The following is a 24,639-nucleotide window of genomic DNA, read 5'->3' as shown; positions in this document are numbered from 1 at the left end:
TCACACCATGAATTGTCAGCATACTTGATATTCCCGCGAGGCACAGTGGTGAACAGCGTTACGGCTTCGCTAAATCGCGACAGGGGTGCAAAGCGCGTCTCTTCGCGCTTGTTATTACAACAAACGAAACCGAAAACGCGTTACGTAGAAGCGCTGGGCGGTACGCTGCGCCTGGATGGGCGATTTCCTGATGGCAAACACGTTGGCTTTACGCTCTGAGCAACCCTCTTTCAGCCAGCCGCCGCAGGCGCTACCATAGCGCCTCTTTTTCTTACGGGTAACGATATGCGTGTTTTACTGGCGCCGATGGAAGGCGTGCTCGATTCGCTGGTGCGCGAACTCCTGACGGAAGTGAACGATTACGATCTCTGCATCACCGAGTTTTTACGGGTGGTGGACCAGCTGCTGCCGGTGAAATCCTTCTATAAACTCTGCCCGGAGCTGCATCAACAAAGCCGTACGCCTTCCGGCACCCGGGTGCGGGTGCAGTTGCTTGGCCAACATCCGCAGTGGCTGGGCGAAAACGCGGCGCGGGCGGTGGAGCTTGGCTCCTGGGGCGTCGATTTAAACTGCGGCTGCCCGTCGAAGCTTGTGAACGGCAGCGGCGGCGGGGCGACGCTTTTAAAAGATCCGGAACTGATTTACCGCGGCGCTAAAGCGATGCGCGAAGCCGTACCAGCGCACCTGCCGGTAACGGTAAAAGTGCGTCTTGGCTGGGACAGCGGCGAGCGGCGTTTTGAAATCGCTGACGCCGTGCAGCAGGCGGGGGCCAGCGAGCTGGTGGTACATGGCCGTACTAAAGAAGATGGCTACCGCGCCGAGCGCATTAACTGGCAGGCCATTGGCGAAATTCGTGAGCGGCTTGCCATTCCCGTTATCGCCAACGGCGAAATCTGGGACTGGCAAAGCGCCCAGGCGTGCATGCAGGCGACCGGCTGCGACGCGGTGATGATAGGACGCGGCGCGCTGAACGTGCCTAACCTGAGCCGGGTCATTAAATATAACGAGCCGCGTATGGCCTGGCCGGACGTCGTAAAGCTGCTGCAAAAATATACCCGGCTGGAAAAGCAGGGCGACACCGGCATGTATCATGTTGCGCGCATCAAGCAGTGGCTCGGCTATCTGCGTCAGGAATACAGCGAAGCGACCGCGCTTTTCCGTGAAATCCGCACCTTAACCACGTCAACGGCCATTGCCGACGCCATTAACCGCCATTAACCAAAACGCTGGCGAATAAATTCCCGCAGCCACATTAATGCCGGGTCGCTGTTATGCCGCTGATGCCAGAGCATCGCCACCTCGATGCAAGGCGCATCCAGCGGCACGGGGCTTGCGGCAAGGCCCCAACTGCGCTGCCAGCTTTCCGATAGCCCGGCGGGAACGGTGGCGAGCGCGGGCATCTGGCGCAGCAGGCCGGGCAGAGCGGCGAAGTGCGGCGTGGTGTAGCACACCGTGCGCCGCTGCCCCTGCTTAGCCAGCAGCGTATCTATCTGACTGCTGGACGCTTCGCGATAGGTGACTAAAAGGTGAGGATGAGCGACGTAACTTTCCAGCGAGAGCGGCGCGTTCAGCGTGATTTGCTCCGGATGCCAGAGGGTAACGAACGGCATTTGCGTCAGCGCCTCGCGCTCCTGCCAGCGGGCGGAAACCTGCGCCACGCTTATTGCCATATCCAGTTCGCCGCCTTCCAGACGCTGGGCGTCGGTGAAGGGATCGCTCGCCACCACGTTCAGGCGCAGCCCTGGCGCGGCGTCGCGCAATGCCGGAATCAGTTGCGGCATCAGCCACATCTCTACCCAGTCGGTCATGCCAAGCGTGATGGTGGCGTTGGCCTGTTGCGGATGAAACTCCGCCTGCTGAAACAGCGCGCTCTGAAGCTGCTCCAGCAGGGGCATCAGTTCGCTGTGCAGCGCCTGGGCCCGGGCGGTAGGCTGCATACGGTGGCCGCTGCGCACAAACAGCGGGTCGTCGAACATCTCCCGCAGCCGCGACAGCGCGCCGCTTACCGCCGGCTGGCCGAGATGCAGCTTATCCGCCGCCAGCGAAACGCTCTGCTCGCGAAAAAGCACGGCGAAAGCGATAAGCAGGTTCAGGTCGATTTTACGAAAATCATTTTCTTTGATAGTCATAATCTCTCCAATCAATTGGATTGATAGTATCGCCGGGCGGATACTTCGACAAGGTAAATCAACCCGGAGAACCCCAATGAAGCTTGCGATAGCGCTTTCCACTTTTCTGCTTTGCGCCTTCACCACCAGCGCGCAACCGATGCCGATTGCGGATAAACAGGCACCAGGCTATTACCGGATGATGCTGGGCGACTGGCAGATAACCGCCGTTTCCGACGGCACGGTGGTTATCGACAGTGAAAAACTGCTCACGCACATCGACCCGGCGACCCTGTCGCGCCGGATGGCGGAGCAGGCGATGACGCCCCGCACCGAAACCTCCATCAACGCTTACGTCATTAATACCGGCAAACGGCTTATCCTGGTCGACAGCGGCGCCGGGCCGCTCTTTGGCAAGGCGGGCGGCCATTTGCTGGAGAACCTGCGAGCGGCGGGCATTCCGCCTGAACAAATTGATACGGTGCTGCTGACCCATATTCATGCCGACCATTCCGGCGGCGTACAGCATGACGGTAAACCCGCTTTCCCTAACGCAACGGTGCGAGTGGATAAGCGCGACGTCGATTTCTGGCTGGATCCAGCGCATGCGCGTGACGTGGAGGCAAGCCAGCGGCACACGTTTGAAGAGTCGGAACGGTCGCTGCGCCCGGTTATCGATGCCGGAAAACTTGAACCCTTCACGGCGCCTGCGAAGATTATGCCGGATATCGACGCGCTGCCCGCAGGGGGGCATACGCCTGGCAGCGTAATGTATAAAGTCAGCCGCGGCGGTGAAACCTTGCTGCTATGGGGCGATATTATCCATGTGCAGGCGGTGCAGATGCCGCAACCGGAGGTGGCTATTCATTTTGATGTCGATCAGGCGAAAGCGGTGGCGCAACGCCAAACGGCGCTCGACATGGCCGCACGGAGCAACGCCTGGGTCGCCTCGGCGCATATCGCCTTTCCGGGCATAGGCAAAGTGAAGAAAGTGCAGGAGGGGTACCGTTGGGTGCCTGTTAACTACAGCAGCTTGCAGACTAAGGAGTAAGGACGCCGCCGCGCAGGCGGCGCCCTGCTGGTCAGAAGATCATCTTAAAGACGCCCGTGACCACCAGTAACCCGATAATAAAAATAATCAGAATGACCCACAGCAGTAGCTTCATCATCTCTAATTCTCCTTGTGGTAATGAGCAAAATATTGATGCTACAAGGAAAGCGTAGTCTTTCATGGCGAGCTTGCCGTGTCGATGCGGTCCGGTTGCGTGAAAAACAGACAGCTCTGACCCACGCTGCCCTGCCAGATTAACGTCTGTTTTTACTCGTTCCGCGATTAAAACCCGCATTCGCTCAGGCCCGGGTGATCGTCCGGGCGACGACCCAGAGGCCAGAAAAAGCGGCGCTCGCTTTCTGCTATCGGCTGGTCGTTGATACAGGCGAAGCGGCGCGCCATCAGTCCTTGCTCGTTAAACTCCCAGTTTTCGTTGCCGTAGCTGCGATACCAGGTGCCGGAGTCGTCATGCCATTCGTAAGCAAACCGCACCGCGATGCGGTTGCCCTCGAACGCCCAGAGCTCCTTGATCAGCCGGTACTCCAGTTCCCGTGCCCATTTGCGTTGTAAAAACGCGACAACCCGATCGCGACCAATGACGGTTTCATTGCGGTTGCGCCAGCGCGTATCGGGCGTATAAACCAGGGAAACGCGCAGCGGATCGCGGCTATTCCAGGCATCTTCCGCCAGGCGGGTTTTCTCTATAGCCGACTCCCGGGTGAAAAGCGGTAAAGGCGGGCGGGTTTCCATAATGGTGCTCCTCTTCAGGGTAGTAGACAGGTCTGTCTACATGCAATCTGGCATAAGTAGACAGAGTTGTCTACATGCGCGATACTCTTTACACAAGGAGCCAAAATGACCCGTGAAAACGTAAGCGCTCGCGAGCGCATCCTCGCAACGGCGCACGATCTCTTCTACCGTGAAGGCATTCGCGCCACCGGCATTGACCGCATCATTAAAGAAGCGGGCGTAACAAAGGTGACCTTTTACCGGCACTTTCCGGCAAAAAATGACTTAATCCTCGCTTTTTTGCAGTACCGCCACGAGCGCTGGATAAGCTGGTTTCGCCAGTCGCTTGCCGCGCAGCGACAGCAAGGCGGCTCGCTTGCCGCCGGGCTTTCTGCAACCCTGGAACAGTGGTTTGCCGACGAGCACTATCGGGGGTGCGCCTTTATTAACACGACGGTCGAGCTGGCCCAGGCGCTGCCGGAGAGCCTCGCGCTAATACGCGCTCATAAAGAAGAGATGACGCAGGCGCTTGCCGCTCACCTGCCGGATACGCCGCAGGGCAGGCAGCTGGCGCAGCGTGTGACGCTGCTGGTGGACGGAGCCATTGTTATGGCGCAGCGCGAGGGTAACGGCAAAGCGGCCGTCGCTCTGCTGCGGGAATGGCTGGCGCTTGAGCCCCTGCTACAGGCGGGCTGAAACGCGTTTGCGCCCTTAACCCGGTCAGTTCTCATAGCTCTCCTATACTTACTCCTTCTATGGAAAACACCGGAGGTCGCAATGAGTTCTGCAAATAAGGTGGCGATTGTTACCGCGTCAGATTCGGGTATTGGCAAGAAGTGCGCAATTTACCTTGCAAAGCAGGGGTATGACGTTGGCATCACCTGGCATAAAGATGACGCCGGGGCGAAGGAGACGGCGAAAGAAGTGGAAAGTTTTGGCCGGCGCGCCGAGCTTATCCAGCTCAACCTGAGCAACCTGCCGGAAGGGGCGAACGCCATTCAGGAGTTGATTGACCGCTTTGGTCGCATCGATGCGCTGGTGAACAACGCTGGCGCCATGAACAAAGCGCCCTTCCTGGAGGTGGATTTCAACGACTGGCAGCAGATATTTACCGTAGATGTGCATGGCGCTTTTCTTTGCTCGCAAATTGCCGCCCGGGCGATGGTGAAGCAGGGGCAGGGCGGTCGTATCGTTAATATTACCTCGGTGCATGAACATACGCCGCTGCCGGAGGCGAGCGCTTACACCGCCGCGAAACATGCGCTGGGCGGTCTGATCAAATCGATGGCGCTGGAGCTTGTTAGTTACAACATACTTGTGAACGCGGTGGCGCCGGGCGCGATTGCGACGCCGATGAACAATATGGAGGAAGGCGACGCTGAACCGGGCTCGCTGCCGAACGTGCCGCTGGCGCGTCCGGGCGAGACCAAAGAAATCGCAAGCCTGGTGGCGTGGCTTTGTTCTGAAGACGCCAGCTATACCACCGGCCAGTCCTTTATCGTCGATGGCGGCTTTATGCTCGCCAACCCGCAGTTCAAACCTCAGTCCTGATTTTCCCGCCGTCTGCTGCGCCGCTTTAAGAAGAGGCGCAGCAGTACCACAGTCGCGACCGCCAATGCCACCCAGATATAATGCTTCAGATGCTGGTCGACGCGCGCAAGCCAGGGGGCTATCACCTCGCCGCCCAGGTAGCCAAGCGTGGTGAAAATCAGCGCCCACAGCAGCGCGCCTGCAATATTCAGCGGAATAAACAGCTTCGGCGGCACGCGGCTGGCGCCAATCAATAGCGGGCCGATAACGCGAAAGCCATACATAAAGCGCGTGCCGATAACAAACCACACCGGATAACGCAAAATCAGTCGCTGGGCGCGATCGATCTTTTTCTGGTGGCGTGAGAAGCGCGTCAGCGCGCGGTTGCCGAAGCGGCGGCCGAAAAGATAAAGCGCCTGATCGCCAATCATGCCGCCAAGCGCCACCGCCAGCACCGCCAGCGGGAACTTAAGCAATCCCTGATGCGCGGCCACTCCGCCTAAAAGCGTAATGGTCTCACCTTCCGCAAGGCTGCCTATCAGCAGCGCCGCGTAGCCGTACTGGGCAATTAACGCGTTGATATCCATGAGTGTAATTAGCTCTCCTCGTAAAGCTTTCTTTAAAGCATACACCCTGATATTCACTGCGCCTTCAACGAAGGGTCTGCCCGCCTGGAAAATGCGCTCTGTTTATTTTTTAATCGCCGCGTGCGTTATACTTAACAGCGCGTTGCTTAAGCAACTAAGGGGGTTATATGAACCATGTCTGGGGACTCTTCTCCCATCCCGATCGTGAAATGCAAAGTATCCGGCGCGAAAACGAAACCGTTTCGCATCACTACACCCATCATGTTTTGTTAATGGCCGCAATCCCGGTGGTCTGCGCCTTTATCGGCACGACGCAGATTGGCTGGGATTTTGACGATGGCAACGTCGTGCGGCTCTCGCTCGGCACCGGTTTCGCGCTGGCGATTCTCTTCTACGCGCTGATGCTGGCGGGCGTGGCTGTCATGGGCCGCGTCATCTGGTGGATGGCGCGCAGCCTGCCGCAGCGTCCGTCGCTGGCGCGCTGCATGGTGTTTGCCGGCTATGTCGCCACGCCGCTCTTTTTAAGCGGCATCGTGGCGCTCTATCCGGTCGTGTGGCTGTGCGCGCTGGTGGGCACCGTCGCGCTGTTTTATACCGGCTATCTGCTTTATGTCGGCATTCCAACCTTCCTTAACATCAACCGGGAAGAGGGGCTTAATTTCTCCGGTTCGACGCTCGCCATCGGCGTGCTGGTGCTGGAAGTTCTGCTGGCGTTGACCGTGGTGCTGTGGGGTTACGGCTATCGGCTATTCTGAGGGAGGCGCGTTGCTGGCTTCATCGCCAGCAACGTAAGCTTTCGACACGATTCTCCAGTAGCGGTGTAGCGGTACGCCGGAGTATCATGCGGCGCCTGCTGCCGTTATTGATTTTCTGAACGGTTGCGGTGTGCGTCATTACGCTTGTGAATAATAATCTGAACAAACACCATGCCGATAAAATTTCGCCTTTCGCTGTTAACACTGACGCTGATGCTGACCGCGCCTTTTGCGCCGCAAGCTGCTGCCGCTAAAACGCCTGCCGCTGTAACGGCGGCCCAGCCGGAGATCGCCTCCGGCAGCGCCATGATCGTCGATCTTGATACCAATAAGGTGCTCTATTCGAGCCATCCCGACCTGGTTCGCCCGATAGCTTCCATTACCAAAGTGATGACCGCAATGGTGGTGCTGGACGCCCGTCTGCCGCTGGATGAGAAGCTGAAGGTCGACATCAGCCATACGCCGGAAATGAAAGGGGTCTATTCCCGCGTGCGCCTCAACAGCGAAATAAGCCGCAAGAATATGCTGCTGCTGGCGCTGATGTCTTCGGAAAACCGCGCGGCGGCGAGCCTTGCGCACCATTACCCGGGGGGCTATGACGCGTTTATCCGCGCCATGAACGCCAAAGCGAAAGCGCTGGGCATGACGCATACCCGCTATGTGGAGCCTACCGGCCTTTCCATTCATAACGTCTCTACGGCGCGCGACCTGACTAAGCTATTGATAGCCAGCAAGCAGTATCCACTGATAGGCCAGCTCAGCACCACCCATGAAGATATGGCGACCTTCTCGAATCCGGCGTATACCCTGCCGTTTCGCAACACTAACCATCTGGTGTATCGCCCGAACTGGAATATTCAGCTGACCAAAACCGGCTTTACTAACGCGGCGGGCCACTGTCTGGTGATGCGTACGGTGATTAAAGGCCGACCGGTGTCACTGGTGGTCATGGACGCCTTTGGCAAATATACCCACTTTGCCGACGCCAGCCGCCTGCGCACCTGGCTTGAAACCGGTAAGGCGACGCCGGTTCCCGCCTCGGCCCTTAGCTATAAACGGCAAAAAGCGGCGCAGATGGCAAGCAACAGCGCCGCGGGTGGTGACGCCCAGGACGATTAATTGCCCGGCAGCGTCCAGTCGCCTTTATTGAGTGGACGCTGCATGATAAGCGTATCGCGCCAGTCGCCATGCTTGAACCCTACGCTCTTAAGGTGTCCCACCACCTCAAACCCTTGCTGCAGGTGCAAACGATGCGATCCGTGATTGTTCTCGCCATCGCCAATGACGGCAAGGATTTGCCGCCAGGGGCCTTGCTCGCAGCGGTGGATTAACGCCGCCAGCAGCTCGCTGCCGATTCCGCGTCCGCGCATACTGTTTTCCACATAAATGGACTCTTCCACCGTATAGCGATAGGCGGGGCGGGAACGGTAAAGGGTGGCGTAACAGTAACCTACCACCACCCCGTGCAGGGTGGCGACCAGCCAGGGTAGCCCCTGACGCTGGATCTGTTGTATTCGTTCGGCCATCTGCACGGCGTCCGGCGCCAGCTCTTCAAACGAGGCGCGCCCATGGCGCACGTGCCAGCCATAAATTGCGGTAATAGCATCTACGTCTTCCGCTGTAACGTCGCGGATTGCTATCTCAGTCGTCGGCAGGATTTCGACAACGGACATATTATGCTCCTTCCCTTGCTGTGTGAGCCGCAGACAAGGCGTCTGCGGCAGGAGCAGTTACTCTAGTATGAAAAATCCGCGGAAAACAGCGCCACCGCTGCCGGGAGCACTATATCGCCCCGGTTTTCTCAGCACCTTCAGAGCCTGAAGCCTCTTCGCCCCAGTATTTCTGTTTGCTGGTCTTGCCGATGCCGGGATTCATGCTGTTTGTCGGATCGTTCGCCTTATAAAATTGTTTTAAGCTCGCCGGAGCTTCATAAAGGTGGCCAACGTTATGTTCGGCAGGGTATTGCGCGCCGCGCTCGCGCAGCAGGGCGAGCATCTGCTCTTTAAGCTCATGCACATCCACCCCTTTTTTCACAATGTAATCCTGGTGGAAAACGTGGCAGAAAAAGTGGCCGTAGTAGAGCTTATGCACCAGCTTGCTGTCGATTTCCGGCGGCAGGGTTTCAAACCAGTCAGTATCGTTACGCCGCAGGGCGATATCCAGCGCCAGAATATCCTCCACTTCATCGGCATGCACCGCGTGGTAGCGCACCGCCGCGCCCGCCGCCGCGAAGCGGTGCAGGAACGCTTTACTGCCTTCTTCCGCCGTACAGGCGAACACGTCGCCTTCGGCGGTTTTGAAATAGTCCGCCAGCCAGTCGCGCGCTTCGGTAATGCCGTCGCCCGCCATTTTCAGCAGCAGATGATGTTCATATTTGTCGCGCCAGCTTTTCATGCGCGGCGGTAAATGGCGCGGGAAGAGATTGCCGAGCGTCTGCATCACGCGGTCGGTGAAGTGCGGCTTCACGAACGGCACCCTTTCCAGCCAGGCGTCGGTGCGGCCTTTGGCGGTAAAAAAGAACGGCATTTTGTCGGTGCCGAGCTTGTCTATCATCAGGAACGTGTCTTTGCCGTAACGCTCGGCGATGTCATAGATATCGCGATGCATGTATTCGCCCGCCACCGGCAGGTTTTTGAAGTTCGCCAGAATATGGCGGCGAATTTCGGTCAGCACTTCCGGCTGGTTGGTGCCGATATAAAACACCCCCTGGCGCTTCTCGGCTTCAAAGGTGTCCAGACGCACGGCGAAAACCGCCAGCTTGCCGGCGCAGCCCGAGGCTTCAAACAGGCGATCCGGATCGGCGTTGTAGCGCGCCGGGGTATCAGCCTCAATGTTGCGCACGCGCTCGATATAGTGATGATCCGACGCCTGGCGGTTGTCATAGCGCACCGCGTCCTCTTTTAGGCGATCGTCATCCAGCGCGCCGAGGATCTGCTCCGGCGTCGCGCCCAGATCGATGCCGAGGTGGTTGACCAGGTGCAGTTTCCCTTGCGCGTCGATCTGCGCATAAAGCGACATTTCGGTATAAGCGGGGCCGCGATGCACCAGCGCGCCGCCGGAGTTATTGCAAATCCCGCCAATCACCGACGCGCCGATGCAGGAGGAGCCGATCACCGAGTGCGGCTCGCGCCCGAGCGGCTTCAGGGCTTTTTCCAGTTGATAAAGGGTGGTGCCGGGGTAAGCCAGAACCTGTTTGCCGTTATCCAGCAAGTGCAGTTTGTCCAGGCGCAACGTGCTGATAATGACAATTTCACGGTCGTAGTCGTTGCCGTTCGGCGTGGAGCCTTCCGTCAGGCCGGTATTGGCCGCCTGCATAAGAATAATTTTGTCATGCTGCACGCAGGCGCTCAGAACGCGCCATAATTCGAGCAGCGTACCCGGAAAAACCACGGCCAGCGCGTCGCCCTGGCCTGAGCGGAAGCCTTTGCGGTAGCGGGAGGTTTTCGCCGGGTCGGTCAACAGCTGGCTGGCGCCCACGAGACGGGTTAATTCGGTGATGAAGGGATGCGGATTGTGCTGTGCGCTAAGGGACATGTTCCACTCCTTGTGGCGGGTAAAAATCATCGTCTCTAAGCATAGCGCTGAATTCGGCCAGGAGTCTTAAAACGTCGAAAAATCAGCGTACAAATCGAGACGAATCTTCTTACCTTGTTATGCTTATGGCACACTGCGTGTCTGATTTTTACCGCCTCGGTTCGCGAGGCGGATGTTTACCTAAGAGAGTTAATCCTATGAAATGGCTTTGTTCTGTAGGTGTGGCCGTAGGCCTTGCGCTGCAACCGGCTCTGGCTTCCGATACGTTCGGCAACCACCCGCTGACGCCCGAAGCGCGGGATGCGTTTGTAACCGATTTGCTCAAAAAAATGACGGTCGATGAGAAAATCGGCCAGCTGCGGTTAATCAGCGTCGGTCCTGATACCCCGAAAGAAGCCGTTCGAGAAATGATTAAAAATGGCCAGGTGGGGGCGATTTTCAACACCGTCACCCGCCCGGATATTCGCGTGATGCAGGACCAGGTGATGGAACTGAGCCGCACCAAAATTCCGCTCTTCTTCGCCTATGACGTCGTACACGGCCAGCGCACCGTTTTCCCGATTAGCCTTGGCCTCGCTTCCACCTTCAACCTGGAGGCGGTGAAAAATGTAGGTCGCGTTTCTGCCTATGAAGCGGCGGACGACGGCCTGAACATGACCTGGGCGCCGATGGTGGACGTTTCGCGCGACCCGCGCTGGGGCCGCGGCTCGGAAGGATTTGGCGAAGACACTTACCTTACCGCCATGATGGGCAAAACCATGGTTGAGGCGATGCAGGGCAAAAGCCCGGCGGACCGCTACTCGGTCATGACCAGCGTGAAGCACTTCGCCGCCTATGGCGCGGTGGAAGGGGGCAAAGAGTACAACACGGTCGACATGAGTCCGCAGCGCCTTTTCAATGACTACATGCCGCCTTACAAAACGGCGCTGGACGCGGGCAGCGGCGGGGTGATGATAGCCCTTAACTCGCTGAACGGTTCGCCCGCCTCCTCCGACCCGTGGCTGCTTAAAGATCTGCTGCGCGGCGAATGGGGCTTTAAGGGCATCACCATTTCCGATCATGGCGCTATCAAAGAGCTTATCAAGCACGGTACCGCCTCCGACCCGGAAGACGCGGTGCGCGTGGCGATTAAATCGGGCGTCGACATGAGCATGGCCGACGAGTACTACAGCAAGTATTTGCCGAACCTTATTAAGAGCGGAAAAGTCACCATGGCGGAGCTGGACGAAGCTGCCCGCCATGTGCTGAACGTAAAATATGATATGGGCCTGTTTAACGACCCGTACAGCCACCTCGGGCCGAAAGCGTCCGACCCGCAGGACACCAATGCGGAGAGCCGCCTGCACCGTGAAGACGCCCGCAAGGTGGCGCGTGAAAGCATGGTGCTGCTGAAAAACCGTCTTGAAACGCTGCCGCTGAAAAAATCGGGCACCATCGCGCTCGTCGGGCCGCTTGCCGACAGCAAGCGCGATATCATGGGCAGCTGGTCCGCCGCGGGCGTGGTCGATCAGTCCGTGACCCTGCTGACCGGCATGCAAAACGCGGTGGGTGACAAGGCGAAAATCATCTACGCCAAGGGCGCCAACCTGACCAACGATAAAGACATCGTCGCCTTCCTGAACAAATATGAAGAGGCGGTGAAGGTGGACGAGCGCACGCCGCAGGCGATGATTGACGAAGCGGTGAAAGCGGCTGAGCAGGCGGATGTGGTAGTGGCCGCTGTGGGCGAGGCGCAGGGCATGGCGCATGAAGCGTCGAGCCGCACCGATCTCACTATTCCGCAAAGCCAGCGCGACCTGATAGCGGCGCTGAAAGCGACCGGCAAGCCGCTGGTGCTGGTGCTGATGAATGGCCGCCCGCTGGCGCTGGTGAAAGAAAATCAACAGGCGGACGCCATTCTGGAAACCTGGTTTGCGGGCACTGAAGGCGGCAACGCTATCGCCGACGTGCTGTTTGGCGACTACAACCCTTCCGGCAAGCTGCCGATGTCCTTCCCGCGCTCTGTCGGGCAGATCCCGGTTTACTACAGCCACCTGAACACCGGTCGCCCCTATAACCCGGAGAACCCCAACAAATACACCTCGCGCTACTTTGACGAAGCCAACGGCCCGCTTTATCCGTTCGGTTACGGCCTGAGCTACACCACCTTTAGCGTCTCTGACGTGAAGCTCTCCGCGCCGACCATGAAGCGCGACGGCAGCATTACCGCAAGCGTCACGGTCACCAACACCGGCAAGCGGGAAGGGGCGACGGCGGTGCAAATGTATCTGCAGGACGTAACCGCCTCTATCAGCCGTCCGGTGAAGCAGCTGCGCGGCTTTGAGAAAGTGACGCTGAAGCCTGGCGAAAGCCAGACCGTCAGCTTCCCGATTGACGTCGAAGCGCTGAAATTCTGGAACGCGCGCATGAAGTACGACGCCGAGCCTGGCAAATTCAACGTCTTCATCGGGCTGGACTCCGCCCGCGTGAAGCAGGGCGCTTTCGAGTTGCTTTGATTTCGCCCTCAACGTCAAGGCCGGTTAATCCGGCCTTTTTTATTGCTGTTTTTCAGCGATATAACCGCTTCGTCTAACCTGAAACCGCAAATTATGAGCTGAAAATATCTTCCCGTGCGATTCTCAACTACGCTTTTTGCAAAGCCCCGACTCCAGGGGAGACAATAACAAAGAGGAATCGACATGAAATCACTTCAGCAATGGAGCACGGCAGGACTGCTGATGCTGGCTGCGGGCGCGCAGGCGGCGGAGCCGGTCAAGGTCGGCTCTAAAATCGACACTGAAGGCGCGTTGCTCGGCAACATCATTTTGCAGGTGCTGGAAAGCCACGGCGTCAAAACCGTCAATAAAGTCCAGCTTGGCACGACGCCTGTCGTGCGTGGCGCTATTACGTCCGGCGAGTTGGATATCTACCCGGAGTACACCGGCAACGGTGCTTTCTTTTTCAAAGATGAAAACGACCCGGCGTGGAAGAACGCGCAGCAGGGCTATGAAAAAGTGAAAAAGCTCGACCAGCAGCAAAATAAGCTGACCTGGCTTGCCGCAGCGCCCGCCAATAACACCTGGACCATCGCCGTGCGCGACGATCTGGCGAAGAAAAACAAGCTCACATCCCTTGAAGATTTAAGCCGCTACCTGAAAGCGGGCGGCGATTTTAAGCTCGCCGCGTCGGCAGAATTTATCGAACGCACCGATGCGCTGCCTGCGTTTGAAAAAGCCTACGGGTTTGATCTCAAGCAGAACCAACTGCTGTCGCTCGCTGGCGGCGACACGGCGGTGACGATTAAAGCCGCCGCGCAGCAAACGTCCGGCGTTAACGCGGCGATGGCCTACGGCACCGATGGCCCGGTCGCGGCGCTGGGGCTGCAAACGTTGACCGACCCGAAAGGCGTTCAGCCTATTTACGCGCCGGCGCCAGTCGTGCGCGATGCGGTGCTGAAAGCCTATCCGGAACTGCCGACGTGGCTGGACCCGGTTTTCGCGTCGCTGGATGAAAAAACGCTGCAGAAGCTTAACGCCAGCATCGCTGTAGAAGGGCTGGATGCGAAAAAAGTGGCGGCGGATTACCTGAAACAGAAAGGCTTCGTGAAATAAGCGAACGTACAAGGAACGGCTTTTGTCTTTACGCTGCTATAACCGGGTGGCGCTGCTGCTGGCTTTACTGCTGGCCGCGGCCGCCCTGTTGCCCATTCTTTCTTACGCGCCGAACCGGCTGGTCTCCGGCGCCGCCTTAAGTTTGCCGCAGGCTTTTCCCGCCTTTTATGGCGGGCTCGCAATACCCGTGGTGCTGCTCTTGGTCCTCGCTTTTACGCCGGGCCGGGCGGCGCTGGCGGCAACGCTTGGGGTCTCGCAATTGCTTTTTATCCTGCTGCTGTTTCTCGGCGGCGCGGCGGCGACAAGGCTTGCAGAGGAGGGCAGCGCGCTGGCGCGCACCTCATTTGGCAGCGGGCTGTGGTTGATGCTCGCGCTGACGCTTTTACTGTGCAGCGACGCCATTGCCCGGCTGACGACGCGGCCGCTGCGGCGCTGGTTGCTGCAGGCGCAGCTCTGGATCCTTCCCACATTCTTGCTGTTGTCTGGTCACTTTCACGATCTGTCGCTGCTAAAAGAGTATGCCAACCGTCAGGATGTTTTTAATGACGCGCTGACGCGCCACCTTACGCTGCTTTTCGGCACGCTTATCCCGGGGCTGCTTTTCGGCGTGCCGCTGGGCCTTGCGGCTTATCGCAACCCACGCCTGCGACCCGCTATCTTCGGCGTGCTGAATGTGATTCAGACGGTGCCTTCGGTCGCGCTGTTTGGCCTGCTTATCGCGCCGCTCGCCGGACTTGCCCGGGCGCTGCCCTGGCTTGGCGAACTGGGCGTTTCCGGCATCGGCATGGCGCCGGCGCTGATTGCGCTGGTGCTCTACGCGCTGCTGCCGCTGGCAAGGAGCGTAGTGGCGGGCTTGAATCAGGTGCCAGAGACGGTGCGCGAAAGCGCGCGCGGCATGGGCATGACTCGCAGCCAGATGTTCTGGCAGGTGGAAGTGATGCTGGCGCTGCCGGTGTTGCTGCGTGGTCTGAAGGTGGTGGCGGTGCAAACCGTCGGCATGGCGGTGGTGGCGGCGCTTATCGGCGCAGGCGGCTTCGGCGCGCTGGTCTTCCAGGGGCTGCTCAGCAGCGCCCTTGATTTAGTGTTGCTCGGCGTGATCCCGACGATCGCGCTGGCGGTTATTGTGGATGCGCTATTTAACCTGCTGATCGCGGGGCTGGAGGCGAAGCACCATGATTGAGTTTGATAACGTCAGTAAATATTTTCAGGGCCAGCCTGCGGTAAAAGATCTGTCGCTCACCTTTCGCGAAGGCGCGTTTTCGGTACTTGTCGGCACCTCCGGGTCCGGCAAGTCCACCACGCTCAAGATGATCAACCGGCTGGTGGAGCACGATGAAGGGCGCATTCGCTTTGCAGGCGAGGAGATCCGCCGCTTTTCGCCCGAGAGCCTGCGCAGGCGGATGGGCTACGCCATTCAGTCTATCGGCCTCTTTCCCCACTGGACGGTGGCGCAGAATATCGCCACCGTGCCGCAGTTGCTGAAATGGCCGAAGGCGCGCATCAACGCGCGGGTGGATGAACTGCTCGACCTGCTGGGCCTGGCGCCGGATGCGTTTCGCCATCGCGCGCCCCATGAGCTCTCCGGCGGGCAGCAGCAGCGCGTCGGCGTGGCGCGGGCGCTGGCGGCGGACCCGGAAGTCTTGCTGATGGACGAGCCTTTCGGCGCGCTCGACCCGGTCACCCGCAGCGCGCTGCAGCAGGAGATGCGCCGCATTCACCGGCTGCTCGGCCGCACTATCATCCTGGTAACGCATGATATCGACGAGGCGCTGTTGCTGGCGGAACATCTGGTGGTGATGGATAAAGGCCAGGTGGTGCAGCAGGGGAAACCGCTGGAAATATTACTGCGCCCCGCCAACGGCTTCGTCAGCGACTTTTTTGGCCGCAGCGAACGCGGCGTGCGGCTGCTCTCTTTGCGCACGGTGGGCGACGCGATGAGGCCTGGCGTCTGCGCCGGAGACGCTATTGAGCAAAGCCTCTCCCTGCGCGAGGCGCTGTCCGTTTTTGTCGAACGTCAGTGCGAACAGCTGCCTGTGCAACCCGCGCCGGGCAAACCCGCGGGCGTGCTGCATTTTCGCGATCTGCTGAAAGACGAGCAGGAGAATGCCGATGCGTCGCTTTCGTGATCCGCTCGTGTGGCTTATCGCCGCTTACATCGCCCTGCTTATCGCGTTGCCGCACAGCGGTGCGCTGTTTGGCTGGCTGTTCCCCGAACAGTCGCGTCCGCTCTATCAGCAGGAGAGTTTCGTCACGCTGACGCTGGCGCATCTGCTGTTGGTGGGCGTCTCAAGTCTGGCGGCGACGCTCCTTGGCGTGGGGCTTGGCGTGGCGGTCACGCGCCCGGCCGGGGCGGAATTCCGCCAGCTGGTGGAAACCATCGCGGCGGCGGGGCAAACTTTCCCCCCGGTGGCGGTGCTCGCTATCGCGGTGCCGGTAATGGGCTTTGGCCGCGAGCCTGCGATCATCGCGCTTATCCTCTACGGGCTGCTGCCGGTGTTACAGGGAACCCTTGCCGGGCTTGCCAGCGTGGCGCAAGGCGTCAAAGAGGTGGCGAAAGGGGTGGGCATGAGCGATGCGCAGCGTCTGTTTAAGGTTGAGTTGCCGCTCGCCGCGCCGGTGATACTGGCGGGGATTCGCACCTCTACAATTGTGAATATCGGCACTGCCGCCATTGCCTCTACCGTGGGGGCGAATACGCTTGGCACGCCAATCATCATGGGCTTAAGCGGTTTTAACACCGCTTATGTGGTGCAGGGAGCGATTCTGGTAGGGCTGGCGGCGATTATCGTCGACCGCGCCTTTGACCGGCTGGAGCGGGTTATGACACGGAATGCAGGATAATTGTGTAGCCTGCCAGCATTACGCCGCCGATACCGCCAATGGCCATGAGGACCATGCCTGTGACCAGGCTCATTCTGACTAATTTCATCCTGTGCTCCTTTGTTAGCCGGATGATTATAAGGTGAAGCGGGGCTGTTAATGAACCCTTAAATGGCGCTCAGCTCATGCAAAGGGATCAGCGCATGGCCTTTTTCGCGCCAACGATCGAGCTGGGCGAGCATCTGCTGGCCCGGCGCTTCGCCGCACCATACCAGCAACGTTCTGCCGTTAAAGGTCTCCGGGCGCAACTGCGAAAGGGGATTGGCCAATACATCAACGCGCCAGCCTTGCTGCGCGGCGACCCACGCCGCAAGCCACAGCCGCGTGCCGTCGTTAACATTCCATCCCACCACCAGCGCGTCTTTGCCGGGCTTCTTGCGTGAGGAGTTAAGGCACAGGGCGATGTAGTTAATAAGCGCGCCGTCAAGCAGGCTCAGCAGCGCCAGCAGCGTGCCTTGCTGGCACTGCAGGCGGCGGCGAAGCGGGTTGAACAGATGGTTGACCAGCGCATCGGCGGGATAATCGCGCCCGATGTCGCTTATCCAGTGGCGCAGTTGAGCAGGGCTGCCTTCGCGCAGCAGGTGCAACAACGCTTCCTGGCGCTCGCGCCAGCCGTCATCGTGGGCGTCCTGGGTTTCGCTGCTGAGCAAGGCTTTGACTTTACTGACCTGAACGCCGTTATCGATCCAGTGTTTAATTTCGCGGATGCGGTCGATGTCCTGGTCGTTGAATAACCGGTGGCCGCCGTCCGTTCGCTGCGGTTTGAGCAGGCCATAACGCCTTTGCCACGCGCGTAAGGTGACAGGATTGACCTCACAAAGTTCCGCCACTTCACCGATGGTATAAAGCGCCATATTGGTTTCTCGTTTCGCCCGGGACACCCCTCTTTAACTGTAGACGGTTGTTTGTGTACCAGGAGAAAAGCTTAATTTTTTGTAAGAAGTGCCAAAAAAGCGCCCCCGGAATGGGGGCGCTGGCAGGAATGTGACGGTTTTATTTCACCTGTTGACCAGGTTGCGCGCCGCTGTCCGGGCTCAGCAGGAAGATATCTTTCCCGCCGGGGCCTGCGGCCATCACCATGCCTTCAGAGATGCCGAAGCGCATTTTACGCGGCGCAAGGTTCGCCACCATCACCGTCAGACGGCCAATCAGCGCCTGCGGATCCGGGTAGGCGGAGCGGATGCCGGAGAAGACGTTGCGCTTCTCGCCGCCAAGATCCAGCGTCAGGCGCAGCAGCTTGTCGGAGCCTTCCACAAACTCGGCGTTTTCAATCAGCGCAACGCGCAGATCCACTTTGGCGAAATCGTCAAAGCTGATGGTTTCCTGGATAGGATCGTCCGCCAGCGGGCCGGTTACCGGGGCCGCCGCCGCTTTCACTTCTTCTTTAGACGCGTCCACCAGGGCTTCCACCTGCTTCATATCAATACGGTTATAGAGCGCTTTAAAGCTGTTTACTTTATGGCTCACCAGCGGCGAGGCCACGGCGTTCCACTCAAGCGTGGTATTGAGGAAGGCTTCTGCGCGCTCGCTCAGGGAAGGCAGCACCGGCTTAAGGTAGGTCATCAGCACGCGGAACAGGTTAATGCCCATGGAGCAGATAGCCTGCAGGTCGGCGTCGCGGCCTTCCTGCTTCGCCACGACCCACGGCGCCTGCTCATCGACATAGCGGTTAGCGAGATCGGCAAGCGCCATGATTTCGCGGATAGCCTTACCAAACTCGCGGCTCTCCCACGCCTCGCCAATCACCGACGCGGCGTCGGTAAAGGTTTTGTAGAGCGCCGGGTCGGCCAGTTCAGCCGCCAGCTCGCCGTCAAACCGTTTGGCGATAAAGCCTGCGTTGCGCGACGCCAGGTTCACCACTTTGTTAACGATGTCGGCATTCACGCGCTGCACGAAATCTTCCAGGTTCAGGTCGATATCGTCGATGCGGGAAGAGAGCTTCGCCGCGTAGTAGTAGCGCAGGCTGTCGGCGTCGAAATGGTTCAGCCAGGTGCTGGCCTTAATGAAGGTGCCGCGCGATTTAGACATCTTCGCGCCGTTCACCGTCACGTAGCCGTGAACAAACAGGTTGGTCGGCTTACGGAAACCGCTGCCTTCCAGCATCGCCGGCCAGAACAGGCTGTGGAAGTAGACGATATCTTTACCGATAAAGTGATACAGCTCGGCGTCAGACTCTTTTTTCCAGTAGGCATCGAAGCTTTCGGTATCGCCGCGCTTGTCGCACAGGTTCTTGAACGAACCCATGTAGCCAATCGGCGCGTCCAGCCAGACGTAGAAATATTTGCCCGGCGCGTTCGGGATTTCAAAGCCGAAATACGGCGCGTCGCGGGAGATATCCCACTGCTGTAGGCCGGATTCAAACCACTCCTGCATTTTGTTCGCCACCTGCTCCTGCAGCGCGCCGCTGCGGGTCCACGCCTGCAGCATTTCGCTAAAGGAGGGCAGGTCGAAGAAGAAGTGCTCAGATTCACGCATCACCGGCGTCGCGCCGGAGACCACCGACTTCGGCTCGATAAGCTCGGTCGGGCTGTAGGTTGCGCCGCACACTTCGCAGTTGTCGCCATACTGATCCGGCGATTTACAACGCGGGCAGGTACCTTTTACGAAACGGTCCGGCAGGAACATCCCTTTTTCCGGATCGTAAAGCTGGGAGATGGTGCGGTTTTTAATAAAACCGTTCTCCTTCAGGCGTGAGTAAATGAGCTCCGACAGCTCGCGGTTTTCGTCGCTGTGGGTGGAGTGATAGTTGTCGTAACTGATGTTGAAGCCAGCAAAATCGGTCTGATGCTCCTGGCTCATTTCGGCAATCATCTGCTCGGGGGTAACGCCAAGCTGCTGGGCTTTGAGCATGATTGGCGTGCCGTGGGCATCGTCCGCGCAGATAAAATTCACCTGATGGCCGCGCATTCGCTGGTAACGCACCCAGACATCAGCCTGGATGTGCTCCAGCATATGACCGAGGTGAATGGAGCCGTTGGCGTACGGCAGCGCGCACGTTACCAGAATTTTTTTTGCGACCTGATCCATAGTGAATATTGCATCTTCAGTTGTAAAAAGGGCTTTCGATGTTACCCGAAAAGGGGCGCGTTGGGTATGCAAAGCGAGGGGAAAATGCGTCGCGGCGTGCCTTGCGGGCGATGTTATCCGCGTAGCGGCACTTTTTTCTCTCCAGGCCCTGGCGCATTCTTTGGTATGCTTAACAAATTCGTAGCACAACCCCAGAACAAGCCTAAAACAAAGGAGACGGGATGAGTTCGCAATCCCAGACCACTTCACCGGAAGCCCTGCGCGCCATGGTTGCCGGGACGCTGGCCAATTTTCAACACCCGACTTTGAAGCACAACCTCACGGCGCTGAAAGCGTTGCACCATGTGGCATGGCTCGACGACACCATCCACATCGAATTGCAGATGCCCTTCGCCTGGAACAGCGCTTTTGAAGATCTCAAAGAGCAATGCAGCGCCGAACTGCTGCGCATGACCGGCGCGAAAGCTATCGACTGGAAGCTTTCTCACAGCATCGCCACCTTAAAGCGGGTGAAAAACCAGCCGGGCGTGAACGGTGTGAAAAATATCATCGCCGTCAGCTCCGGCAAGGGCGGGGTGGGGAAATCCTCCACCGCCGTAAACCTGGCGCTGGCGCTTATCGCGGAAGGGGCGAAAGTCGGCATTCTTGATGCCGATATCTACGGTCCGTCCGTGCCGACGATGCTTGGCGCGGAAGGACAACGCCCAACGTCGCCGGACGGCACGCACATGGCGCCAATCGTGGCGCATGGGCTTGCAACTAACTCCATCGGCTATCTGGTCACCGACGACAACGCCATGGTGTGGCGCGGGCCGATGGCGAGCAAAGCGCTGATGCAGCTGCTCCAGGAAACCATGTGGCCGGATCTCGACTATCTGGTGCTGGATATGCCGCCGGGCACGGGCGATATTCAGCTGACGCTTGCGCAGAATATTCCGGTCACCGGCGCGGTGGTGGTGACAACGCCGCAGGATATCGCGCTGATCGACGCCAAAAAAGGCATCGTGATGTTCGAAAAGGTAGAAGTGCCGGTGCTCGGCGTCGTCGAGAACATGAGCATGCACATTTGCAGCAACTGCGGCCACCACGAGCCGATTTTCGGCACCGGCGGCGCGCAGAAGCTGGCGGAAACCTACCATACGCAGCTGCTCGGCCAGCTGCCGCTGCACATTTCGCTGCGTGAAGATCTCGATAACGGCACGCCGACCGTTATCGCCCGTCCGGACAGCGAGTTCACCACCCTTTACCGCCAGCTGGCGGGACGCGTGGCGGCTCAGCTTTACTGGCAGGGTGAAGTCATCCCCGGCGATATCGCCTTCCGCGCGGTATAATCTTCGCGGCTGCCCTGGCCTCAGGGCAGCCGGTAATGCATCAGCACATACTCTCCCTGTTCGCTCTCTCCCCGCGCCTGCGGCTGCCAGCCGTGTCGTTCGTAAAAAGCCAGCGCCCGTTCGTTTTTCGCGAGGCATTTCAGCGCGCCCGTGCCGCTGAACTGGCGCTGCACGTGTTTAAGCAGCGCGCTGCCCACGCCGCGGTTCTGGGCGTCCGGGTCGACAAACAGGCAGTGAAGGAAATTGTCGCTTTCAAGCACGGAAGCGAACCCCACCCGACGCCCCTCGTCCAGCGCCACCCAAATTTTCTCTCCCAGCGTTTCGGCATCAAAATCCTCAAGCCGCCAGCGCTCCCCCTGAAGCCAGGGCCAGCTTTCACGTCGCGCATGCAGATAAAGCGTGCGTAAAAAAGGTCTGTCGCTCTCCTGCCAGGTTCTTATCTCCACAACCGCTCCTTTTTCTTAAGTGAGGCGTAATGACATCAATTTTTTGTATACCTTCATAGAAAGTTATAGCGCGGCGGGGTATTTTACGCCCTTTCGAACGAAGGGGTGGGATGATGTACGAGTTTAATCTGGTGCTGTTGCTGCTTCAGCAGATGTGCGTCTTTCTGGTCATCGCCTGGCTGATGAGCAAAACCCGCCTGTTCATTCCCCTGATGCAGGTGACGGTCCGCCCGCCGCACAAGCTGCTCTGCTATGTCACCTTTTCCATTTTCTGCATCATGGGCACCTATTTCGGCCTGCATATTCAGGATTCCATCGCCAACACCCGCGCCATCGGCGCCGTGATGGGCGGCCTGCTCGGCGGCCCGCTGGTGGGCGGTCTGGTCGGGCTGACCGGCGGGCTGCATCGTTATTCTTTGGGCGGCATGACGGCGTTAAGCTGTATGGTCTCCACCATTGTGGAAGGGCTGCTTGGCGGGCTGGTACACAGTTTTCTGGTGCGCCGCGGGCGCAGCGACAAAGTCTTTACGCCGCTGACGGCAGGCGCCATCACTTTCGTGGCGGAGCTGGTGCAGATGGGGATCATTTTGCTGATAGCCCGTCCGTGGGCCGATGCGCTGGAGCTGGTGAAAAACATCGCCGCGCCGATGATGGTCACTAACACCGTCGGCGCGGCGCTCTTTATGCGCATCCTGCTCGACAAGCGCGCCATGTTTGAAAAATACACTACCGCTTTTTCCGCCACCGCCCTGAAGGTCGCCGCCTCCACCGAGGGGATTTTGCGCCAGGGGTTTAACGTGGAGAACAGCATGAAGGTGGCGCAGGTGCTGTATGAGGAGCTGGATATCGGCGCGGTGGCTATCACCGATCGCGAAAAACTGCTCGCCTTCACCGGTATCGGCGACGATCACCACCTTCCCGGCAACCCTATCTCTTCGCGCTGGACGCAGCGCGCGCTGGAAACCGGCGAGGTGGTTTACGCTGACGGCAACGAAGTGCCGTACCGCTGCTCGCTGCACCCGAACTGCAAGCTTGGCTCGACGCTGGTTATTCCGCTGCGCGGCGAAAACCGCCGGGTTATCGGCACCATCAAGCTTTATGAAGCGAAAAACCGCCTGTTTAGTTCTATCAACCGTACGCTGGGCGAGGGCATCGCGCAGCTGCTTTCCGCGCAGATCCTGGCCGGGCAGTATGAGCGGCAAAACGCGCTGCTGGCGCAGTCTGAAATTAAGCTGCTGCACGCTCAGGTGAACCCGCATTTCCTGTTTAACGCGCTCAACACGCTCATGGCGGTTATCCGCCGCGACAGCAACCAGGCGTGCCAGCTGGTGCAGTATCTTTCGACCTTCTTTCGTAAAAACCTTAAGCGTCCGGCGGAAATCGTCACGCTGGCCGATGAAATCGAGCATGTGAACGCTTACCTGCAAATTGAACAGGCGCGCTTTCAGTCACATCTTAAAGTGCGGCTCGACCTGCCGCAGGAACACGCCCATGTGCGGCTGCCAGCCTTTACGCTGCAACCGATCGTGGAAAACGCCATCAAGCACGGCACGTCGCAACTGCTCGGACCAGGAGAAATCAGACTTAACGCCCGCTGCGAAGGCGGCCACTTGCTGGTGGAAATAGAAGATAACGCCGGGCTTTATCAGCCAACGCCCGGCCAGAGCGGCCTTGGGATGAGCCTTGTGGATAAACGCCTGCGCGCCCGCTTCGGCGACGAGTGCGGCATCTCAGTGGATTATAAAACCGACTGTTTTACCCGTATTACCCTACGTTTACCTCTGGAGGAGACAGCATGATAAAAGTGCTGATCGTGGATGATGAACCGCTGGCGCGCGAAAACCTGCGCCTGTTGCTGCAGGACGAGAGCGATATCGATATCGTCGGCGAATGCGCCAACGCGGTGGAGGCTATCGGCGCAGTGCATCGCCTGCGCCCGGACGTGCTGTTTCTGGATATCCAGATGCCACGCATTTCAGGGCTGGAGATGGTCGGCATGCTTGACCCGGACCAGCGCCCTTATATCGTCTTTTTAACGGCGTTTGATGAGTACGCGGTGCAAGCGTTCGAAGAACACGCTTTTGATTATCTGCTGAAACCGATTGAAACTAAAAGGCTCTCACGCACGCTGAACCGGCTGCGCAGCGAGCGTCATACGCAGGATATTTCGCTGCTAAGCCCTGGCGAAGAGGGGCTAAAATATATTCCCTGTACCGGACACAGCCGTATTTACCTGCTACAAATGGAAGAGGTGGCTTTCGTCACCAGCCGGATGAGCGGCGTGTTTGTCACTAACAGCGAAGGGCAGGAGGGGTTTACCGAACTCACGCTGCGCACGCTGGAGAGCCGCACGCCGCTGCTGCGCTGCCATCGCCAGTATCTGGTGAATATGTCGCACCTGAAAGAGATTCGCCTTGAGGAGAACGGCCAGGCGGAGCTGCTGCTGCGCCATGGGCAGACGGTGCCGGTAAGCCGTCGTTACCTGAAAAAGCTCAAAGAGACTTTGGGGCTAAAAACGGCGTAGTAGTATTTCGCTGTCATGGGGCTATACTGCCGCCCCCCGGCAAAGCTAAAACGGTGAGACACGCCCGCAATGATTAATAACGATGTAATACGTAGCCTGCGCTACATGCTGAAACTCAACAACAACGACATGGTCGCTATTCTGGCGCTGGCGGACAGCGTCGTGCCGGTGGAGCAGATGGTCGGCTTTGCCAAAAAAGAGGAAGAGCCCGGCTTTTTGCGCTGCCCGGACGTGGTGCTGAACGCCTTTCTCAACGGGCTTATTTACTCCCGCCGCGGCAAAGATGAGAGCAAACCTGCGCTGCGCGCCGAGCGTAAGACCAATAACAATCTCATTCTCAAGAAATTGCGCGTGGCGTTCGCGCTGAAAACCGACGATATCGTCGCTATCATGCTGGAGCAGAAATTCCGTATCTCCCTGCCGGAAGTGACCGCCATGATGCGCGCTGAAGACCACAAAAATTACCGTGAGTGCGGCGACCAGTTTCTGCGTAACTTCCTGCGCGGTCTGGCGGCGCGGCTACGGCCAGCCTGAGACGATAAAGCCG

At 58.7% G+C, this 24,639-nt stretch carries 25 protein-coding genes; 15 read left to right on the top strand and 10 right to left on the bottom strand.

Going from position 1 to position 24,639, the window contains the following annotated elements; translation table 11 throughout:
- Window positions 1–285 precede the first annotated feature (285 nt).
- On the top strand, window positions 286–1,218 hold the full coding sequence (dusC, locus tag ACU4F7_RS15105) for a tRNA dihydrouridine(16) synthase DusC (RefSeq protein WP_029593356.1): 933 nt from the start codon (window positions 286–288) through the stop codon (window positions 1,216–1,218).
- On the opposite strand, the gene ACU4F7_RS15100 is transcribed toward dusC, so the two are convergent.
- A complete protein-coding gene (locus tag ACU4F7_RS15100; RefSeq protein WP_481637258.1) occupies window positions 1,215–2,129 on the bottom strand; it encodes a LysR family transcriptional regulator in 915 nt (304 codons plus the stop codon). The genes dusC and ACU4F7_RS15100 overlap by 4 nt on opposite strands.
- A gap of 76 nt (window positions 2,130–2,205) precedes the next feature.
- On the opposite strand from ACU4F7_RS15100, the gene ACU4F7_RS15095 reads away from it, so the two are divergent.
- A complete protein-coding gene (locus ACU4F7_RS15095; protein ID WP_481637257.1) occupies window positions 2,206–3,159 on the top strand; it encodes an MBL fold metallo-hydrolase in 954 nt (317 codons plus the stop codon).
- Between the two features lie 31 nt (window positions 3,160–3,190).
- Here ACU4F7_RS15095 and ACU4F7_RS15090 read toward each other — a convergent pair whose 3' ends face one another.
- Window positions 3,191–3,274, bottom strand: a complete 84-nt coding sequence (locus tag ACU4F7_RS15090; RefSeq protein WP_481638741.1) for a small membrane protein YohP — start codon at window positions 3,272–3,274, stop codon at window positions 3,191–3,193.
- Between the two features lie 167 nt (window positions 3,275–3,441).
- Window positions 3,442–3,909: a nuclear transport factor 2 family protein gene (locus ACU4F7_RS15085; protein WP_481637256.1), complete on the bottom strand. Its 468-nt coding sequence runs from the start codon at window positions 3,907–3,909 to the stop codon at window positions 3,442–3,444.
- A gap of 105 nt (window positions 3,910–4,014) precedes the next feature.
- On the opposite strand from ACU4F7_RS15085, the gene ACU4F7_RS15080 reads away from it, so the two are divergent.
- Complete coding sequence (locus tag ACU4F7_RS15080; protein WP_029593350.1) at window positions 4,015–4,584, top strand: TetR/AcrR family transcriptional regulator; 570 nt, start codon at window positions 4,015–4,017, stop codon at window positions 4,582–4,584.
- Window positions 4,585–4,665: 81 nt separating this feature from the next.
- Window positions 4,666–5,439, top strand: coding sequence for an SDR family oxidoreductase (locus tag ACU4F7_RS15075; RefSeq protein ID WP_481637255.1), 774 nt, complete (start codon window positions 4,666–4,668; stop codon window positions 5,437–5,439).
- Here ACU4F7_RS15075 and ACU4F7_RS15070 read toward each other — a convergent pair.
- The gene (locus ACU4F7_RS15070) at window positions 5,430–6,005 is read right to left on the bottom strand and encodes a DedA family protein (protein WP_481637254.1); all 576 of its coding nucleotides are present in this window, start codon (window positions 6,003–6,005) and stop codon (window positions 5,430–5,432) included. The two genes, ACU4F7_RS15075 and ACU4F7_RS15070, sit on opposite strands and share 10 nt — an antisense overlap.
- A 167-nt stretch (window positions 6,006–6,172) precedes the next feature.
- Here ACU4F7_RS15070 and ACU4F7_RS15065 point away from each other — a divergent pair, with 167 nt between their 5' ends.
- Window positions 6,173–6,760, top strand: coding sequence for a Yip1 family protein (locus tag ACU4F7_RS15065; protein WP_481637253.1), 588 nt, complete (start codon window positions 6,173–6,175; stop codon window positions 6,758–6,760).
- A 171-nt stretch (window positions 6,761–6,931) separates the two neighbouring features.
- Entirely contained in the window at window positions 6,932–7,879 is a 948-nt protein-coding gene (pbpG, locus tag ACU4F7_RS15060) for a D-alanyl-D-alanine endopeptidase (RefSeq protein ID WP_481637252.1), read from the top strand.
- Here the strand turns inward: pbpG and ACU4F7_RS15055 are convergent.
- Together ACU4F7_RS15055 and dld are read right to left on the bottom strand one after the other, a co-directional pair.
- On the bottom strand, window positions 7,876–8,433 hold the full coding sequence (locus ACU4F7_RS15055) for a GNAT family N-acetyltransferase (protein WP_029593342.1): 558 nt from the start codon (window positions 8,431–8,433) through the stop codon (window positions 7,876–7,878). The genes pbpG and ACU4F7_RS15055 overlap by 4 nt on opposite strands.
- 109 nt (window positions 8,434–8,542) lie before the next feature.
- Entirely contained in the window at window positions 8,543–10,294 is a 1,752-nt protein-coding gene (gene dld, locus ACU4F7_RS15050; protein ID WP_481637251.1) for a D-lactate dehydrogenase, read from the bottom strand.
- 197 nt (window positions 10,295–10,491) lie between these two features.
- Between dld and bglX the strand changes: the two genes are divergently transcribed.
- The 5 genes from bglX (at window position 10,492) to ACU4F7_RS15025 (ending at window position 16,725) form a co-directional block, all read left to right on the top strand.
- The gene (gene bglX, locus ACU4F7_RS15045; protein WP_481637250.1) at window positions 10,492–12,789 is read left to right on the top strand and encodes a beta-glucosidase BglX; all 2,298 of its coding nucleotides are present in this window, start codon (window positions 10,492–10,494) and stop codon (window positions 12,787–12,789) included.
- A gap of 183 nt (window positions 12,790–12,972) precedes the next feature.
- The gene (gene osmF / locus ACU4F7_RS15040) at window positions 12,973–13,884 is read left to right on the top strand and encodes a glycine betaine ABC transporter substrate-binding protein OsmF (RefSeq protein ID WP_481637249.1); all 912 of its coding nucleotides are present in this window, start codon (window positions 12,973–12,975) and stop codon (window positions 13,882–13,884) included.
- Between the two features lie 22 nt (window positions 13,885–13,906).
- Entirely contained in the window at window positions 13,907–15,064 is a 1,158-nt protein-coding gene (locus ACU4F7_RS15035; protein ID WP_481637248.1) for an ABC transporter permease, read from the top strand.
- A complete protein-coding gene (locus ACU4F7_RS15030) occupies window positions 15,057–16,010 on the top strand; it encodes an ABC transporter ATP-binding protein (protein WP_481637247.1) in 954 nt (317 codons plus the stop codon). Before ACU4F7_RS15035 ends, ACU4F7_RS15030 begins: the two co-directional genes overlap by 8 nt.
- A complete protein-coding gene (locus ACU4F7_RS15025; protein WP_481637246.1) occupies window positions 15,994–16,725 on the top strand; it encodes an ABC transporter permease in 732 nt (243 codons plus the stop codon). The genes ACU4F7_RS15030 and ACU4F7_RS15025 overlap by 17 nt, the downstream gene beginning before the upstream one ends.
- Here the strand turns inward: ACU4F7_RS15025 and ACU4F7_RS15020 are convergent.
- The 3 genes from ACU4F7_RS15020 to metG form a co-directional block, all read right to left on the bottom strand.
- Window positions 16,703–16,798 (bottom strand): hypothetical protein, encoded by a 96-nt coding sequence (locus tag ACU4F7_RS15020; RefSeq protein WP_373289696.1) that lies wholly within the window; start codon window positions 16,796–16,798, stop codon window positions 16,703–16,705. The two genes, ACU4F7_RS15025 and ACU4F7_RS15020, sit on opposite strands and share 23 nt — an antisense overlap.
- Before the next feature lie 73 nt (window positions 16,799–16,871).
- A complete protein-coding gene (locus tag ACU4F7_RS15015; protein ID WP_029593332.1) occupies window positions 16,872–17,618 on the bottom strand; it encodes a MerR family transcriptional regulator in 747 nt (248 codons plus the stop codon).
- 139 nt (window positions 17,619–17,757) lie between these two features.
- On the bottom strand, window positions 17,758–19,791 hold the full coding sequence (gene metG / locus ACU4F7_RS15010; protein ID WP_029593331.1) for a methionine--tRNA ligase: 2,034 nt from the start codon (window positions 19,789–19,791) through the stop codon (window positions 17,758–17,760).
- A 221-nt stretch (window positions 19,792–20,012) separates the two neighbouring features.
- Here metG and apbC point away from each other — a divergent pair, with 221 nt between their 5' ends.
- Window positions 20,013–21,122: an iron-sulfur cluster carrier protein ApbC gene (gene apbC, locus ACU4F7_RS15005; protein WP_024556348.1), complete on the top strand. Its 1,110-nt coding sequence runs from the start codon at window positions 20,013–20,015 to the stop codon at window positions 21,120–21,122.
- A 20-nt stretch (window positions 21,123–21,142) separates the two neighbouring features.
- Here apbC and ACU4F7_RS15000 read toward each other — a convergent pair whose 3' ends face one another.
- Window positions 21,143–21,568, bottom strand: a complete 426-nt coding sequence (locus tag ACU4F7_RS15000; protein WP_481637245.1) for a GNAT family N-acetyltransferase — start codon at window positions 21,566–21,568, stop codon at window positions 21,143–21,145.
- Between the two features lie 113 nt (window positions 21,569–21,681).
- Here ACU4F7_RS15000 and ACU4F7_RS14995 point away from each other — a divergent pair, with 113 nt between their 5' ends.
- The 3 genes from ACU4F7_RS14995 (at window position 21,682) to ACU4F7_RS14985 (ending at window position 24,626) form a co-directional block, all read left to right on the top strand.
- Window positions 21,682–23,367: a sensor histidine kinase gene (locus ACU4F7_RS14995; protein WP_029593328.1), complete on the top strand. Its 1,686-nt coding sequence runs from the start codon at window positions 21,682–21,684 to the stop codon at window positions 23,365–23,367.
- Window positions 23,364–24,092, top strand: a complete 729-nt coding sequence (gene btsR, locus ACU4F7_RS14990) for a two-component system response regulator BtsR (RefSeq protein WP_029593327.1) — start codon at window positions 23,364–23,366, stop codon at window positions 24,090–24,092. The genes ACU4F7_RS14995 and btsR overlap by 4 nt, the downstream gene beginning before the upstream one ends.
- 69 nt (window positions 24,093–24,161) lie before the next feature.
- Window positions 24,162–24,626 carry a YehS family protein gene (locus ACU4F7_RS14985; RefSeq protein WP_024556352.1) on the top strand — a complete coding sequence of 155 codons (465 nt, stop codon included), beginning with the start codon at window positions 24,162–24,164 and terminating at the stop codon, window positions 24,624–24,626.
- Window positions 24,627–24,639 lie beyond the last annotated feature (13 nt).

The sequence above is a fragment of the Franconibacter pulveris genome (assembly GCF_056780215.1).
This window is presented reverse-complemented; position numbering and strand designations above follow the sequence as displayed.

Coding starts and splice junctions, on each gene's coding strand:
- dusC (WP_029593356.1), top strand. CDS start 286: ATGCGTGTTTTACTGGCGCCGATGGAAGGCGTGCTCGATTCGCTGGTG.
- ACU4F7_RS15100 (WP_481637258.1), bottom strand. CDS start 2,129: ATGACTATCAAAGAAAATGATTTTCGTAAAATCGACCTGAACCTGCTT.
- ACU4F7_RS15095 (WP_481637257.1), top strand. CDS start 2,206: ATGAAGCTTGCGATAGCGCTTTCCACTTTTCTGCTTTGCGCCTTCACC.
- ACU4F7_RS15090 (WP_481638741.1), bottom strand. CDS start 3,274: ATGAAGCTACTGCTGTGGGTCATTCTGATTATTTTTATTATCGGGTTA.
- ACU4F7_RS15085 (WP_481637256.1), bottom strand. CDS start 3,909: ATGGAAACCCGCCCGCCTTTACCGCTTTTCACCCGGGAGTCGGCTATA.
- ACU4F7_RS15080 (WP_029593350.1), top strand. CDS start 4,015: ATGACCCGTGAAAACGTAAGCGCTCGCGAGCGCATCCTCGCAACGGCG.
- ACU4F7_RS15075 (WP_481637255.1), top strand. CDS start 4,666: ATGAGTTCTGCAAATAAGGTGGCGATTGTTACCGCGTCAGATTCGGGT.
- ACU4F7_RS15070 (WP_481637254.1), bottom strand. CDS start 6,005: ATGGATATCAACGCGTTAATTGCCCAGTACGGCTACGCGGCGCTGCTG.
- ACU4F7_RS15065 (WP_481637253.1), top strand. CDS start 6,173: ATGAACCATGTCTGGGGACTCTTCTCCCATCCCGATCGTGAAATGCAA.
- pbpG (WP_481637252.1), top strand. CDS start 6,932: ATGCCGATAAAATTTCGCCTTTCGCTGTTAACACTGACGCTGATGCTG.
- ACU4F7_RS15055 (WP_029593342.1), bottom strand. CDS start 8,433: ATGTCCGTTGTCGAAATCCTGCCGACGACTGAGATAGCAATCCGCGAC.
- dld (WP_481637251.1), bottom strand. CDS start 10,294: ATGTCCCTTAGCGCACAGCACAATCCGCATCCCTTCATCACCGAATTA.
- bglX (WP_481637250.1), top strand. CDS start 10,492: ATGAAATGGCTTTGTTCTGTAGGTGTGGCCGTAGGCCTTGCGCTGCAA.
- osmF (WP_481637249.1), top strand. CDS start 12,973: ATGAAATCACTTCAGCAATGGAGCACGGCAGGACTGCTGATGCTGGCT.
- ACU4F7_RS15030 (WP_481637247.1), top strand. CDS start 15,057: ATGATTGAGTTTGATAACGTCAGTAAATATTTTCAGGGCCAGCCTGCG.
- ACU4F7_RS15025 (WP_481637246.1), top strand. CDS start 15,994: ATGCGTCGCTTTCGTGATCCGCTCGTGTGGCTTATCGCCGCTTACATC.
- ACU4F7_RS15020 (WP_373289696.1), bottom strand. CDS start 16,798: ATGAGCCTGGTCACAGGCATGGTCCTCATGGCCATTGGCGGTATCGGC.
- ACU4F7_RS15015 (WP_029593332.1), bottom strand. CDS start 17,618: ATGGCGCTTTATACCATCGGTGAAGTGGCGGAACTTTGTGAGGTCAAT.
- metG (WP_029593331.1), bottom strand. CDS start 19,791: ATGGATCAGGTCGCAAAAAAAATTCTGGTAACGTGCGCGCTGCCGTAC.
- apbC (WP_024556348.1), top strand. CDS start 20,013: ATGAGTTCGCAATCCCAGACCACTTCACCGGAAGCCCTGCGCGCCATG.
- ACU4F7_RS14995 (WP_029593328.1), top strand. CDS start 21,682: ATGTACGAGTTTAATCTGGTGCTGTTGCTGCTTCAGCAGATGTGCGTC.
- btsR (WP_029593327.1), top strand. CDS start 23,364: ATGATAAAAGTGCTGATCGTGGATGATGAACCGCTGGCGCGCGAAAAC.
- ACU4F7_RS14985 (WP_024556352.1), top strand. CDS start 24,162: ATGATTAATAACGATGTAATACGTAGCCTGCGCTACATGCTGAAACTC.